Annotated in this window: 14 protein-coding genes and 1 pseudogene; 11 read left to right on the forward strand and 4 right to left on the reverse strand. The window is 68.9% G+C overall.

The window, feature by feature from the left end; all coding sequences use genetic code 11:
- Both VET27_RS23305 and serB read left to right on the forward strand, forming a co-directional pair.
- Window positions 1-425, forward strand: a pseudogene (locus VET27_RS23305) (cytochrome ubiquinol oxidase subunit I); the annotation flags it as partial.
- Window positions 426-452: 27 nt separating this feature from the next.
- Complete coding sequence (serB, locus tag VET27_RS23310; RefSeq protein ID WP_526521968.1) at window positions 453-1,685, forward strand: phosphoserine phosphatase SerB; 1,233 nt, start codon at window positions 453-455, stop codon at window positions 1,683-1,685.
- Between the two features lie 6 nt (window positions 1,686-1,691).
- On the opposite strand, the gene yczR is transcribed toward serB, so the two are convergent.
- Window positions 1,692-3,146, reverse strand: coding sequence for a MocR-like transcription factor YczR (yczR, locus tag VET27_RS23315; protein ID WP_526521969.1), 1,455 nt, complete (start codon window positions 3,144-3,146; stop codon window positions 1,692-1,694).
- Window positions 3,147-3,208: 62 nt separating this feature from the next.
- Between yczR and VET27_RS23320 the strand changes: the two genes are divergently transcribed.
- The 8 genes from VET27_RS23320 (at window position 3,209) to VET27_RS23355 (ending at window position 9,381) form a co-directional block, all read left to right on the forward strand.
- Window positions 3,209-3,373, forward strand: a complete 165-nt coding sequence (locus tag VET27_RS23320) for a hypothetical protein (RefSeq protein ID WP_526521970.1) — start codon at window positions 3,209-3,211, stop codon at window positions 3,371-3,373.
- A complete protein-coding gene (gene yczE, locus VET27_RS23325) occupies window positions 3,373-4,113 on the forward strand; it encodes a membrane protein YczE (RefSeq protein ID WP_526521971.1) in 741 nt (246 codons plus the stop codon). Before VET27_RS23320 ends, yczE begins: the two co-directional genes overlap by 1 nt.
- Window positions 4,041-4,913, forward strand: coding sequence for an ABC transporter ATP-binding protein (locus VET27_RS23330; protein WP_526521972.1), 873 nt, complete (start codon window positions 4,041-4,043; stop codon window positions 4,911-4,913). The genes yczE and VET27_RS23330 overlap by 73 nt, the downstream gene beginning before the upstream one ends.
- Before the next feature lie 59 nt (window positions 4,914-4,972).
- Window positions 4,973-5,758 (forward strand): NUDIX hydrolase, encoded by a 786-nt coding sequence (locus VET27_RS23335; protein ID WP_526522040.1) that lies wholly within the window; start codon window positions 4,973-4,975, stop codon window positions 5,756-5,758.
- Window positions 5,755-6,414 (forward strand): enoyl-CoA hydratase, encoded by a 660-nt coding sequence (locus VET27_RS23340; protein ID WP_526521973.1) that lies wholly within the window; start codon window positions 5,755-5,757, stop codon window positions 6,412-6,414. Before VET27_RS23335 ends, VET27_RS23340 begins: the two co-directional genes overlap by 4 nt.
- 38 nt (window positions 6,415-6,452) lie before the next feature.
- On the forward strand, window positions 6,453-7,439 hold the full coding sequence (locus VET27_RS23345) for a class I SAM-dependent methyltransferase (RefSeq protein ID WP_526521974.1): 987 nt from the start codon (window positions 6,453-6,455) through the stop codon (window positions 7,437-7,439).
- A complete protein-coding gene (locus VET27_RS23350; RefSeq protein WP_526521975.1) occupies window positions 7,373-8,623 on the forward strand; it encodes a THUMP-like domain-containing protein in 1,251 nt (416 codons plus the stop codon). The genes VET27_RS23345 and VET27_RS23350 overlap by 67 nt, the downstream gene beginning before the upstream one ends.
- A gap of 62 nt (window positions 8,624-8,685) precedes the next feature.
- On the forward strand, window positions 8,686-9,381 hold the full coding sequence (locus tag VET27_RS23355) for an esterase (RefSeq protein ID WP_526521976.1): 696 nt from the start codon (window positions 8,686-8,688) through the stop codon (window positions 9,379-9,381).
- Window positions 9,382-9,386: 5 nt separating this feature from the next.
- On the opposite strand, the gene VET27_RS23360 is transcribed toward VET27_RS23355, so the two are convergent.
- Window positions 9,387-10,658, reverse strand: coding sequence for a BamB-related PQQ repeat family beta-propellar protein (locus VET27_RS23360; RefSeq protein ID WP_526521977.1), 1,272 nt, complete (start codon window positions 10,656-10,658; stop codon window positions 9,387-9,389).
- A gap of 97 nt (window positions 10,659-10,755) precedes the next feature.
- Between VET27_RS23360 and VET27_RS23365 the strand changes: the two genes are divergently transcribed.
- Window positions 10,756-11,493, forward strand: coding sequence for an acyltransferase (locus VET27_RS23365; protein ID WP_526521978.1), 738 nt, complete (start codon window positions 10,756-10,758; stop codon window positions 11,491-11,493).
- A 104-nt stretch (window positions 11,494-11,597) separates the two neighbouring features.
- On the opposite strand, the gene lysA is transcribed toward VET27_RS23365, so the two are convergent.
- Together lysA and VET27_RS23375 are read right to left on the reverse strand one after the other, a co-directional pair.
- Complete coding sequence (lysA, locus tag VET27_RS23370) at window positions 11,598-12,857, reverse strand: diaminopimelate decarboxylase (RefSeq protein WP_526521979.1); 1,260 nt, start codon at window positions 12,855-12,857, stop codon at window positions 11,598-11,600.
- 10 nt (window positions 12,858-12,867) lie between these two features.
- Window positions 12,868-14,121 (reverse strand): glycosyltransferase family 4 protein, encoded by a 1,254-nt coding sequence (locus VET27_RS23375; protein WP_526521980.1) that lies wholly within the window; start codon window positions 14,119-14,121, stop codon window positions 12,868-12,870.
- Window positions 14,122-14,192 lie beyond the last annotated feature (71 nt).

Genomic DNA, 14,192 nt, shown 5'->3' on the forward strand with positions numbered 1-14,192 from the left:
GCTTCCACACCACCTTCCTGGTGCAGCACTGGGTCGGTAACGAGGGCATGCCGCGCCGCTACGCGGACTACCTGCCCACCGACGGCTTCACCACCCTCAACGTGATCTCGACGATCGGCGCGTTCATCCTCGGGGTCTCGATGATCCCGTTCGTGTGGAACGTGTTCAAGAGCTGGCGCTACGGCGAGCCAGTGGTGGTGGACGATCCGTGGGGTTACGGCAACTCGCTCGAATGGGCGACCAGCTGCCCGCCGCCGCGGCACAACTTCACCGAACTGCCCCGAATCCGTTCGGAGCGACCGGCATTCGAGTTGCACTACCCGCACATGGTCGAACGGATGCGGGACGAGGCGCACATCGGCGGCGGCCCGCACCCGGGCCACGGCGACGTCACGGAGATCGACGACGTCAAGGTCCGTTCCTGAGCGGGGCGTAGAACGCTGTTCGCAGGGGTGAACACGTCACGGGTGTCGGTCCTCATCACCGTCACCGGAGTCGATCAGCCGGGTGTCACGTCGGCGCTGTTCGAGGTGCTGGCCAAACACGAGGTCGAACTCCTCAACGTCGAGCAGGTCGTCGTCCGCGGCCGCCTGACCCTCGCCGTGCTGGTGGCCGGTCCGGGTGACGTCGCGGGCACCGGGCTGCGGGACGAAGTGAGCGCCGCCATCGAGGGCGTCGGCTTGGACGTCACCATCGAGCGTTCCGACGACATGCCGGTTCTGCGTGAGCCCTCCACCCATACGATCGTGGTGCTCGGCAGGCCCATCACGGCCGAGGCGTTCGGGGTGGTGGCCCGGGAGGTCGCGTCGCTCGGCGTCAACATCGACACCATCCGCGGGGTGTCGGACTACCCCGTGACGGGGCTCGAACTGCGCGTGTCGGTCCCGCCGGGTGGTGCCTACGGTCAGCTGCAGACGGCGATGGCCCGCGTGGCCGTCGCCGAGAGCGTGGACATCGCGCTGGAGGATTACAGCTTGTCGCGAAGAGCCAAGCGGCTCATCGTGTTCGACGTCGACTCGACCCTCATCCAGGGTGAGGTGATCGAGATGCTCGCCGAGCGGGCGGGTGCGCTTGCCGCCGTGGCGGAGGTCACCGACGCTGCGATGCACGGTGAACTCGACTTCGCCGAGTCGCTGCACAAGCGGGTCGCCACGTTGGCCGGGCTGCCGGCCGAGGTACTCGACGAAGTCGCCGACCAGATCGAGCTGACGCCAGGTGCACGGACGACGATTCGGACGTTGCGCCGCCTGGGATTTCACTGCGGGATCGTCTCCGGTGGCTTCCGCCAGGTGATCGAGCCGCTCGCCCACGAGCTGATGATGGACTTCGTCGCCGCCAACGAGCTGGAGATCGCCGACGGCAAGCTGACTGGCCGCGTCATCGGCAACGTCGTCGATCGCCCGGGAAAGGCCAAGGCGCTGAGGGACTTTGCGCAGCAGGTCGGAGTTCCGATGGATCAGACCGTCGCCGTCGGCGACGGTGCCAACGACATCGACATGCTCGCCGCCGCGGGACTGGGGGTCGCGTTCAACGCGAAGCCCGCGCTGCGCGAGGTCGCGGACGCATCGTTGAGCCATCCGTACCTGGACACCGTGCTCTTCATCCTCGGTGTGACCCGTGGCGAGATCGAGGCCGCCGACGCCGGGGACGGGACGCTGCGGCGCGTCGACATTCCGGACGACTAGCCCCGGCTAAACCACCACCGCGCCGAAGTCCCCACTGCCGGTGCCGGTGCCCGTGACGCTGCGCCACGCCCGCGCGAGTAGCTCGACGGCCTCGGTCAGCTTCTCGTCGGGGAGGGTGTAGGGCACCCGGATGAATCGCTCGAGCGTGCCGTCGACGCCGAACCGCGGTCCCGGCGGAATCTCGAGGCCCAGCCGGGAGGCCGCCGCGGACAGTGCCGTGCTCATCGGGGCGGGCAGTCGTACCCACAGCGACATCCCACCCTTGCTGAGGTCGGGGCGCCAGTCGGGAAGGTGTTCCTCGAGCAGCGCGAGCAGCAGCGCCCGTCGTACCCGCAACGTCTCGCGGCGTTCGGGCAACAGTTCGTCTGCGAGACCGAGAAGCGTTGCCGCGGCGAGTTGTTCGACGATCGGCGTGCCCATGTCGATGGCGGGACGCATGGCACCGATGGTCATCAGAGCGCTGCGCTCGGCGCGGATCCAGCCGATGCGCAGGCCGCCCCAGAACGACTTCGACATGGAGCCGACGGTCAGTATGAGGTCTCGCCGCGTGGTCATGGACGCGGCGAGAGGCGGGGGCACCATCTCGTCGAGCCACATGTCGGTGATCGTCTCGTCGATGATGGTGCGGGTGCGGGTCTCGGCGATGATCTGGGCGAGTCGTCGCCTGCCGGCCGGTGGCAACGTCATGCCGGTCGGGTTGTGATTGTCCGGCACCAGGTAGGCCAGGTTCGGCGACAGCTGACGCGCCGCGGCGTCGACGGCGTCGAGGTCCCAGCCGTCGTGCGTCATCGCCACCGGCACCGGCCGAATCCCCTTGGTGGCCATGGCCGCGAGGGCACCGTGGTAGGTCGGTTGCTCGACCAGCACGCGGTCACCGGGCTGCGTGTAGGTCGCCAGGATGAGGCCGACCGCATGAAGGGCGCCGGTGGTCACCATGATCTCGTCCGGCTCGGTGGGAAGGCCTCGCGCGCAATATCCTTCGGCGATCGCCTCGCGCAGGGGCGGCACTCCGGCGAGCTCGATCCCGATGTCGTGCAGGTATGGGGTGACCTGTTGGGCGGCCTCGGCGAACGCTTGGGCGACGGCGGCGACGGGCGCGGCCAACGTGGCGGCCGCAAGATTGGCCGACGCCGTCCCGACGAGGGTGGGGCCGGCGGCTGGTGCGGTGACGGGCAGCGCGGTCGTGCTGCGCGCCCCCTGACGTGCTCTGAGGTATCCGTCGTCGCGCATCTGGGCGTACGCCGCGGTGACCGTGGTCCGGGAAACTCGAAGGGCGTCGGCGAGGGCTCGTTCACTGGGCAGTTGCGCGCCGACGGGTAGGCGGCCGTCGACGATCAGCATGCGCAGGCCGTCGGCCAGGCCCTGATAGGCCGGACCACTGGCACTGGAGGTGCGCCAGTTGCCCAACTCGCGCGTCAGAAGGTCCACATCAAGCCTTCGCCGCACCAGTTCGATACTCATTGAGGCCAGTTTGTCTCAACTGGATATTGTTGGCAAGGCCAGTTGCAAGCCAATATCGACTCATGGCACAACACTGGACCTCACGAGTCGCGCACAAGGCACGCGAGATGGGTCGCGTCTTCCGCACCCCGTCCCGACCTCGCGGAAGCTTCGAGATCGATGCGGACGCCCGTCGGATGCGCATCGAGCTCGACGCGATCCGCGCCCGGTTTCCGGACCACTCGTGATGACGAGCGTGGGCCGCGGCAGGTTTCGTACCCTCGTCGCTGCGCTCCTGCCCTCCGGCGCCCTCCTCGTCGGCCTGATGGGCTACGGCTTCTCTATGGCCGTGATGGTGCGCGCCGGGTTGGGTCTCGATCCGTGGGACGTCTTCCACCAGGGTCTGGCGGGACGCACCGGCATGACGATCGGCGTCGCGTCGGCCGTGGTCGGAGTCGCTGTGCTCCTCGGCTGGATCCCCCTGCGCAACCGGCCGGGCATCGGCACCGTGGCCAACGTCATCGTCATCGCGCTCACCGTGGATGCCGCCCTGGCGTTCCTGCCCGAGCCGACTGGCCTGCCCGTGCGCATCGCAATGATGCTCGGCGCGGTGCTGCTCAACGCCTTCAGCACCGTGTTGTACATCGGTGCGGGCCTGGGCCCCGGGCCGCGTGACGGTCTGATGACCGGCCTGGTGGCACGCACGGGGTTGTCGGTTCGGCTGGTGCGCACGTCCATCGAGGCGACCGTGCTGACCGTCGGCTGGCTGCTCGGTGGGACCGTCGGAGTCGGCACCGTCGTCTATGCATTCGGCATCGGTCCGTTGGTCCAGCTGATCCTGCGAGTGACGCCGCCACGGTGGCTCGCCGCGAGCGGGTGGGCGTTCACCGAACCTCGCCTGACTACGATGAGCGAGTGCCAGCCGCCTCCAACGATCACGACCACCGTGACGCTTCAAGAGACGACGGGGTCGACCCAGACCTGCTGATCGACTTCGCGCGGATCACGCTGCGGCGCGGTGGGAAGACCCTCGTAGGACCCGTCACCTGGGCGGTGGAACTCGACGAACGCTGGGTCGTCATCGGGCCCAACGGCGCCGGAAAGACGTCCCTGCTGCGCATCGCCGCCGCCATGGAACACCCGTCGACGGGGACGGCGTACGTGCTCGGCGAACGTCTGGGGCGCACGGATGCCTCCGAACTGCGGGCGCGGGTCGGGCTGAGCAGTTCGGCGCTGAGCCAGCGCATCCCCGACGACGAAGTGGTCCGCGACCTCGTCGTGTCGGCCGGGTACGCCGTGCTCGGCCGGTGGCGCGAGAAGTACGAGGACGTCGATTACGAGCAGGCCATCGACATGTTGGAAAGCCTTGGCGCAGAACACCTCGCGGAACGTACGTACGGCACGTTGTCCGAGGGAGAGCGCAAGCGTGTGCTGATCGCGCGCTCGCTGATGACCGATCCCGAGCTGCTGTTGCTCGACGAACCCGCCGCCGGGCTGGATCTCGGTGGACGAGAGGAACTGGTGGCGCGGCTCGCCGATCTGGCCGCCGACCCGGACGCCCCCGCCACCGTGTTGGTGACGCACCACGTCGAGGAGATCCCGCCGGGATTCAGCCACTGCCTGCTGCTGTCCGAGGGCAAGGTCGTCGCCTCCGGCCTGCTGACCGACGTACTGACATCCGAGAACCTGTCGAAGGCGTTCGGCCAGTCGATCGCCCTCGACGTCATCGACGGACGCTACTTCGCGCGTCGAATCCGCAGTCGCGCCGCGCACAGGAGGGCCACGTGACCGAACTGAACGGTGCACCCGTCGAGGAACCCCTACCCACGAGGCCTGCGGCCACGGTGATGCTGGTGCGCGATACTGCAGCGGGCATCAAGGTCTTCCTCATGCGCAGGCACGCCGCCATGGAGTTCGTCGCGGGCGTCATGGTGTTCCCCGGCGGAGGGGTCGACGACCGCGACCGCAACGCCGACATCGCCTGGTTCGGTCCCGAGCCGTCGTGGTGGGCGCAGCGGCTCGGCGTCGACACCGACCTGGCCGAAGCCCTCGTCTGCGCCGCCGCGCGGGAGACCTTCGAGGAATCCGGTGTGCTGTTCGCGGGGCCCGCCGACGACCCCGACGGCATCGTCGGCGACGCGTCGGCCTACGGTGACGCCCGCGCGGCCCTGGCCAACCACTCGCTGTCCTTCGCCGACTTCCTGCGTACGGAGAAGTTGGTGCTCCGGGCGGACCTGCTGCGGCCGTGGGCCAACTGGGTCACGCCCAAGGAGGAGCGCACTCGCCGCTACGACACCTACTTCTTCGTCGGCGCGCTTCCCGAGGGGCAGCGGGCCGACGGCGACAACACCGAGACCGACCGGGCGTTCTGGAGCACCCCGCAGGCGGGTCTCGACGACTTCGCCCACGGCCGCTCCTTCCTGCTGCCCCCGACCTGGACCCAGCTGGACTCGCTCAACCGGCGCACCGTCGCCGAGGTGCTGGCCGTGGAGCGCGTGATCGAGCCGGTCGAGCCCCACCTGGCGGCGAGCGGTGGCAACTGGGAGATCGAGTTCTTCAACAGCGAGCGCTACAACGCCGCCCGCAATCGCCGAGCCCCGGACGGTTACGACACCGACGCGCCATCTGCATGAACGAGTTCGTCAGCGCGCACGTCAAGGACGGCATCGGCACCCTGCTGCTGTCCCGCCCGCCGACGAACACGATCACCCGGCAGATGTACCGGGAGATCACCGCGACCGCGGCCGAACTCGGCGAACGCACCGACGCGGCCGCCGTCATCGTCTTCGGCGGCCACGAGATCTTCTCCGCCGGCAATGACGTGCCGGAGTTGCGCACCCTGGACGCCGACGCCGACGCCGTGGCGGTCGCGGCCCGGGTCGCCCTGCGGGCGGTGAACGCCGTCGCCGCCATCCCCAAGCCGACGGTCGCGGCCGTCACCGGCTACGCACTCGGCAGTGGGCTGACCCTTGCCCTGGCCGCGGACTGGCGGATCAGCGGTGACAACGTCAAGTGGGGCGCGACGCAGATCCTGGAGGGGTTGGCGCCGACCGAAGACGACGCGGAGCGGTTGGCCCGCGCGATCGGGGACAGCAAGGCCAAGGACCTGATGTTCAGCGGACGCTTCGCCCTTGCGCCCGAAGCGCTGGAGTTGGGTCTGGTCGACGAATTGGTCGCACCGGACCACGTGTACGACGCGGCGGTGGCGTGGGCGCAGCGCTTCGTCGACGTCCCTGCCCACGCGCTGGCTGCGGCAAAGTCCGCGTTCAACAGCCCGACGACCCGCTAGCTCGAACCGCTCGGTGCCGGGCCGTTAGGCTGCCCTTCATGACGAGTACCGATCGCGAGCCGGATGCCGCTCCGGTTTCCAACCCGCACGCGACGGCCGAGGAGGTCGAGGCCGCCCGCCACGACTCCAAGCTGGCGCAGGTGCTGTATCACGACTGGGAAGCCGAGACCTACGACGACAAGTGGTCCATCTCCTACGACCAGCGCTGCATCGACTACGCGCGGGGCCGCTTCGACGCGATCGTGCCGGACGAGCTCCAACGCGAGCTGCCCTACGAACGGGCGCTCGAACTGGGCTGCGGCACCGGGTTCTTCCTCCTGAACCTCATCCAGTCGGGGGTGGCGCGCCGCGGCTCGGTCACCGACCTCTCGCCGGGCATGGTCAAGGTCGCCGTCCGCAACGGCCAGGGGCTGGGGCTGGACGTCGACGGCAAGGTGGCCGATGCCGAGGGCATCCCCTATGACGACGACACGTTCGATCTGGTCGTCGGCCACGCGGTGCTGCACCACATCCCCGACGTGGAGCTCTCGCTGCGTGAGGTGGTGCGCGTGCTCAAGCCCGGCGGCCGATTCATCTTCGCCGGCGAGCCCACCACGAAGGGCAACGTCTACGCACGCAACCTGTCGACCCTGACCTGGCGGGTGGCCACGACCGTCACCAAGCTGCCCGGTCTCGACGGATGGCGCCGACCGCAGGAGGAACTGGACGAGTCCTCGCGCGCGGCGGCGTTGGAGGCAATCGTCGATCTGCACACCTTCGAGCCGAGCGATCTGGAACGGATGGCCACCAACGCGGGCGCGGTCGACGTCCGTACCGCCAGCGAGGAGTTCACCGCGGCGATGCTCGGCTGGCCCATCCGGACCTTCGAGGCATCGGTGCCGCCCGGTCGATTGGGTTGGGGTTGGGCGAGGTTCGCCTTCACCAGCTGGACGTCGCTCAGCTGGGTCGACGCCAACGTATGGCGGCGCGTCGTGCCGAAGGGCTGGTTCTACAACGTGATGGTCACCGGGGTCAAACCCTCCTGAAGGGTGGCTTGCGCTTCACCCTCGACGACGTCGCGTACCTGAGTAGCGACGACGGCACGCGTGCGTTGGCCGACGCCGACGGCCGGGCGCTGACCGACGCCAGCCGCATCTCCGACATCGCCTGGATGCGTGCACGATTCGGAGATCGCGCGGCCGTACTCGTCGAGACGACCTTGCTGCGGCGCAGTGCCGCGGCCAAGTTCCCCGACGCGTCGAACTGGCTGTTCACCGAGGAGGCGCTGGAACAGGCCACCGCCGGTGCGGTGGCCGCACACCGCGCCGCCCGGCTGGTGGGCATGGCGGTTCACGACGTGACCTGTTCCGTCGGAACCGAACTCGCCGCGTTGCGCCAAAGGGCCAGCCAGGTGGTGGGCAGTGACCTCGACGAGGTGCGCCTCGCGATGGCAGCGCACAACGTGGCCGGTGACGGCCCAGCCGTGTTGCTGTGTCGTGCCGACGCGCTTCGACCCGTCACGCGGAGCGCCGCCGTGATCGCGGATCCGGCGCGACGCAGCGCGGGGCGACGGACGTTTCACCCGCGCGACTACACGCCTGCGCTGGATGACCTGCTCGAGGTGTACGCCGATCGGGATCTCGTCGTGAAGTGCGCCCCGGGAATCGATTTCGACCTGGTGCGCCGGCTCGGCTTCGACGGTGAGATCGAGGTGACGTCCCTGGGCGGTGGCGTCCGCGAGGCCTGTCTGTGGTCACCCGGGTTGTCCTCGCTCGGGGTAACCCGGCGGGCGACCATCCTGGACCGAGCCGAGGAGATCACCGACGCCGAATCCGACGACTGTTCCGTCGCGGCGGCGGGCCGCTGGATCGTCGACCCCGATGGCGCGGTGGTGAGGGCAGGCCTGGTGAGGCACTACGGCGCGCGGCACGGACTGTGGCAGCTGGATCCGGCGATCGCCTACCTCTCAGGAAGTGAGTTACCCCCCGGGGTTCGGGGATTCGAGGTGATCGCCGAACTCGGATTCACCGAACGCGCGATGCGGCAAGAACTCTCGGCCCGCGACGTGGGCGCCTTGGAGATTCTGGTCCGAGGTGTCTCCGTCGATCCCGACATTCTGCGGTCGCGGCTACGGTTGCGGGGTTCGCAACGGCTTTCAGTGGTGATCACCCGAATCGGTGCGGGAAATGCGAGCCGGGCGGTGGCGTACGTTTGCCGACCGTCGCGGTGAGGCCGCAGTACTGTGGCGTCGGCGGCGCCGGTGCCGCTCCACTGGTGGAGGGTTCTCGACAGATGCGCATATCCATGCTGGCCTTGGCCGTTTCGGCGGTCGCGGTGTTCGGTTGGTCGGGCATCGGGGTCGCCTCCGCGGCGCCACCGAAGTGCACTGATCTCAATGGTGTCGTCGACGCCAACCAGATCTGCCATATCCAGGCCTCCGACCCCGGATATTCGATGAACATCAGTTACCCGGTCGACTACCCCGACGTGGAGGCGGTCTTCGGCTACGTCAAGCAGACCCGCGACGGGTTCCTCAGCGTGGCGAAGACACCTGACTCCCGGGCGATGCCGTACGAACTGGAGACCACCGAGACCGAATTCAGTTCGGCCGTCCCGCCCCGCGGCACCCAGAGCGTGGTGTTCAAGACCTATCAGGGCGTCGGTGGTGCGCACCCGACGACCTTCTACAAGGCCTTCAACTGGGACCAGGGCCTGCGAAAGCCCATCACGATCGACAATCTCTTCCGGGAGGGCACCGCGCCGTTCCCGATCATCTTCCCGCTGGTGCAGGCCGAGGTCGACAAGCAATTGGGCCAGCCGGTGGCGATCGCGCGGGAGGTCGGTCTCGATCCGACGAAGTACCAGGACTTCGCCATCACCAACGACTCGCTGATCTTCTTCTTCAGCCAGGGCGACGTCCTGCCGGAAGCTGCCGGGGCGCTGCAGGTCGCGATTCCTCGCGGGCCCGTCGACGCCATGATCACCTGAACGAATCAGGCAGGGGCGAAACCGAAGACCCGACCGTCACTGGTGGCGGCCACCACGCGGCGATCGTGGCCGATCGACACCCCGACGGGATAGCCCGTGGCGCCCGGCAGCGGATAGCTGTCGAGCGTGTGCCCGTCGGCGGGGTCGAACACCAGCAGTGCCATGCCGTCCCCGTCGCGTGTCACCGTGTAAGCGGCGGACGTGCCGGCCAGGCTCGACGTCGACAACGGCTCGACGTCGTCGCGGCTCCACGCGACCTTCCCGCGGTCACCCTCGTCCTCGACCGCCGTCAGCCTGGTGTCCGGACCGCCGCCGGACACGATCAGCCCCTCCGGTGACACCGACGGGGGAGTCTGCGGCTGGAACTTAAGCGGCACCGACCACTTGGGCTTGCCGTCCGCGGTGTCCAGGGCCCACAGGTGCCCGTCGCGGCCGTTGACGTAGACCGTGTTGCCGTCGGCGGACACGACGGGACTGCTGAGCGGTCCACCGCCGACTGCGGTGCTGGTCCACTCCCTGGACAGCAGAGGGGTCTGGCCGGCCCGGTAGCGGAGCCCGATGACTACCGGGGCGTCGGCGTTCGGCTCCCACAGCGTCGTCACCACGATCCCCGTCGCGGGGGAGAACGCCGGGGCGGCGGCCACCGGGCACCGCGGTCTGCCGAGCTGGCAGTCGGCGAGGCCGCGCTGGGAATCGGTGGGGTCGACACCCGCCACGAGGTCCAGTGTCGTTCCGACGACGTTGCCGCGGTGCGCGTCGTAGACCAGAACCTGTCCGAGGTGCGTAACCACCAGAAGCTGACCGGCGGACAGGAAGCGCGGTGTCCACGGCAAACCGATCACCGGATTGCGCCAGCGAATCCACTGCGTCGACGGGTACGACATGATCGCACCGGGCTGCCCGACGTAGACGTTGTCGAAGCCGTCGAACAACGGACTCGACAACCCGCCGCCCTGCCACAGCCTGGCGCACCAGCGCTGACGTGCCCGATTGTCGTTCTCCCACACCATCAGAGAGCATCCGCCCGCGGTCTGGGCATTGACGGCCAGATAGTCACCAGAGCTCAGCGCCACCTGCGAGGCGACCTCGCCCTTCACCGAGCGAATCCAGTCCAGTCGCAGGGCGGCGGCGCCGTCGACCTGGGTATGGCTACTGTTGCCCGCGTCACCGTACTGGGCTGACCAGCCGTCGGCGGGTTGCGCGTCCACCCACGAGTCGGTGTTGCCGCACGCGCTCGAGATCAACGTCGTGACGACCGAAATCACTACGGCTGCCACGCGGCGCACGGTCATTCCTGGAGCAGGCATCGAGTCCCGAGACTATCGCCCGGCGAGCCGTGATCGACACCGGAGCGCTCAAGTAGGCTGTGCCGCCATGACCACGATGTGGGGCGCCCCGATTCACAAGCGTTGGCGGGGCTCGCGATTGCGTGACCCGCGGCAGGCCAAGTTCCTCACGATGGCATCGCTGAGGTGGGTGCTCGCGAACAAGGCCTACTCGCCGTGGTACCTGGTGCGGTACTTCCGGCTGCTGAAGTTCAAGCTGGCAAACCCGCACGTCATCACCCGGGGCATGGTGTTCCTCGGCAAGGGCGTCGAGATCCAGGCCACGCCCGAGCTGTCCACCATGGAGATCGGCCGTTGGGTGCACATCGGCGACAAGAACACCATCCGGTGCCACGAGGGGTCGCTGCGCATCGGCGACAAGGTCGTCCTCGGCCGTGACAACGTCATCAACACCTATCTCGACATCGAACTGGGCGACTCGGTGCTGATGGCGGACTGGTGCTACATCTGCGACTTCGACCACCGGATGGACAGCATCGAGCTGCCGATCAAGGACCAGGGGATCGTCAAGGGCCCGGTGCGGATCGGGCCGGACACCTGGGTCGCCACGAAGGTGACGGTGTTGCGCGGGACGTCGGTCGGGCGCGGTTGCGTGCTCGGCTCGCACGCCGTGGTGAAGGGCGAGATCCCGGACTACTCGATTGCGGTCGGCGCGCCCGCGAAGGTCGTCAAGAACCGCAAGTTGGCGTGGGAGACGTCAGCGGCCGAACGGGCCGAACTGGCAGCCGCACTCGCCGACATCGAACGCAAGAAGGCTGCCCGCTGACCGACGGGCCCACCCCCTGCCGCGAGCGTGCGCGTCTGCGAACGACACGCCGTGCGGGAATGGCACTCTGCGCACGCTCGCGGAGGTCAACCCTGAGCCGGTCGTCAGGTGACGTCGCGGGCCAGGAGGTCGTCCCACGTGTCGCGGCGGACCACCAGGCGTGCCGCCCCGTCGTCGGCGAACACCACCGGGATGCGACGGGCGCCGTTGTACTGGTTGGACATCGTGTAGCAGTAGGCGCCGGTCACCGGTACCGCCACCAGGTCACCGACCGCCGGGTCCCGTAGCGCGACGCCGTCGATCAGTCGGTCGCCGGACTCGCAGTGCCGTCCGACGAGGTTGACTCGCGCGCCGCCGCCGACGCGGTCGGCAATGGTGGCCTCGAAGCGCTGGCCGTACAGCGATACCTCCAGGTTGTCGCCCATGCCACCGTCGACCGCGACGTGGGTCGGCTCGCCGTGCTTGACGGTCGTCACCCGATACACCGTGCAGGCGCTGGTCGCCACCATGCTCCGGCCGGGTTCGACGATGATCCTGCTGTCCTTCGGCAGCAGCGCGTCGGCCGCCGCGACCATGGCATCGGCGTAGTCGGCCAGCGTCGGCGGCTGCTCGTCGTAGGTGTAGCGGACGCCGAGACCACCGCCCAGGTCGTAGACGTCGAAGGTGCCCAGCGCCGCCAGTGGCGCGACGGCCGCCGCCAGCTGTTCGACGTTGAGGAGCTGCGAGCCGACGTGGGTGTGCAGGCCGTCGCAGCGCAGCACGCTGCTCGCTTCGATGCGGGTGATCGCGGCGCGGGCGTCGTCGGGCAGCAGGCCGAACTTGGATCCCGCGTGACCGGTGGCGACCGAGGCATGGGTCGCGGCGTCGACGCCGGGGATGACCCTGACCAGGCACGGCTGGGTGCGCCCGGCTGGCACGATGCGCTCCAACCGGTCGATGTCGTCGAAGTTGTCGACGACGACGAGCCCGACGCCGTTGCGCACCGCGAGTTCGAGCTCTTCGTCGGTCTTCGCGTTGCCGTGCAGCACGAGTCGCGCCACGTCGGCCCCCGCGGCCAGCGCGGTGACGATCTCGCCGCCTCCTGCGACGTCGAGGTGCAGCCCCTCTTCGGTCATCACTCGCTGGATTGCAGTGCAAGGGAGGGACTTCGACGCGAACGCCACGTCGGATCGGGGGCGACGGCTGCGGAACTCACGGAGGTACTCGCGGGCCCGGCGGCGTAGGGCGCCCTCGTCGACCACCAGCACCGGGGTGCCGAACTCCGCTGCCAGGTCGTCGAGGCGCCGACCGCCGACCACCAGCGTGCCGTCGCCGTCGGTATGGGTCCCCGGCGGGAACAGGTCGAGTACGTCCGTGCCGCTCACCGGTGACACGCTAACCCCGGTCGGGCAGCGCGTGCTCCACGATGAGCCGTCTGCGGTGTGGTTCGCGCTCGCGACGTTTGGCGGCGAGATGGACCTGTGCGGTCTCGGCGGCAACCGTGTGCCAGTCGAACGCGGAGTCCAGGCGTTCGCGGGCCGCCTCCGCGCGGCGCTGGGCGGCCGCGGGGTCGTCGAGCACGGCCCGCACCGCACCGGCCAGCGCGGCTATGTCGCGAGGTGGGAACGACACGCCGGTCTCACCGTTGAGCACCGCTTCGCCGAGTCCGCCGACGTTGGACGTCACCAGTGGTGCGCCGGTCGCTGCTGCTTCCAGTGCGACGATGCCGAACGGTTCGTAGTGGCTGGGCAGCACCGCGGCGTCACAATCGTGCAGCAACGCCACCAACTGTTCGTGGTCGACGCGACCGACGAAGTCGATTGCCTTGAGCACCTTGTGCTTTCGGGCCTCTTCGAGCAGCCACTCCAGCTGGGTGCCGTCGCCGGCGACGGTTAGCGTGGTGCCCGGGTGGGTCCGCCGGATGCGCGGCAGCGCGGCAATGGCGTCGTGCACACCCTTCTCGTACTCGAGGCGGCCGAGGTAGAGCAACCGCGCGGGCCCCCGACGCGCCGCGCGGCGGGCGAATGGCCAGAGGGCCGAGTCGATTCCGTTGCGGATGACCCGCGACTCGGCCAGTCCCGGCCCGAACAGCTCGGTGATCTCCTCGCCCATCGACGCCGAACACGTGATGAGAGAGTCGGATTCGCGCACCAGCCAGGACTCCAACGCGTGCACCTGACGGCTGATCTTGCCGGACACCCAGCCCGAGTGCCGGCCGGCCTCCGTCGCATGAATGGTGGAAACCAGTGGCACGTCGAAGTGTTCGGCGAGGGCGATTGCGGGATGCGCGACCAGCCAGTCGTGGGCGTGGACGACGTCGGGTCGCCACGGCGTGGTGGTGCGTCGTTCCCGCGTCTTCAGCGCCAGGCCCACGCGGACCATCGAGTGCCCCATGGCCAGCGTCCACGCCATCATGTCGGTGCCGAAGTCGAATTCGTGGGGATCCTGGGCGGCGGCGATCACCCGCACGCCCTCGCTGACGTCGTCGCTGGACGGGTGGGTGCGCGGATCGGTGCCCGACGGCCGCCTGCTGAGGACGACGACCTCGTGGCCCGACTCGGCCAGCGCGGTGGCGAGGTGATGGACGTGGCGTCCGAGACCGCCGATGACGACCGGCGGGTACTCCCAGGAGACCATCAGCACCTTCACGATGCGCTCATCAACCGACGGCCGCGCCGCGCGAGCGTGCGCAAAGTGCCATGCGTGGAAGGCGTGTCGCG

This window comes from Mycobacterium sp., from assembly GCF_035633495.1.
Lineage (GTDB): Bacteria > Actinomycetota > Actinomycetes > Mycobacteriales > Mycobacteriaceae > Mycobacterium.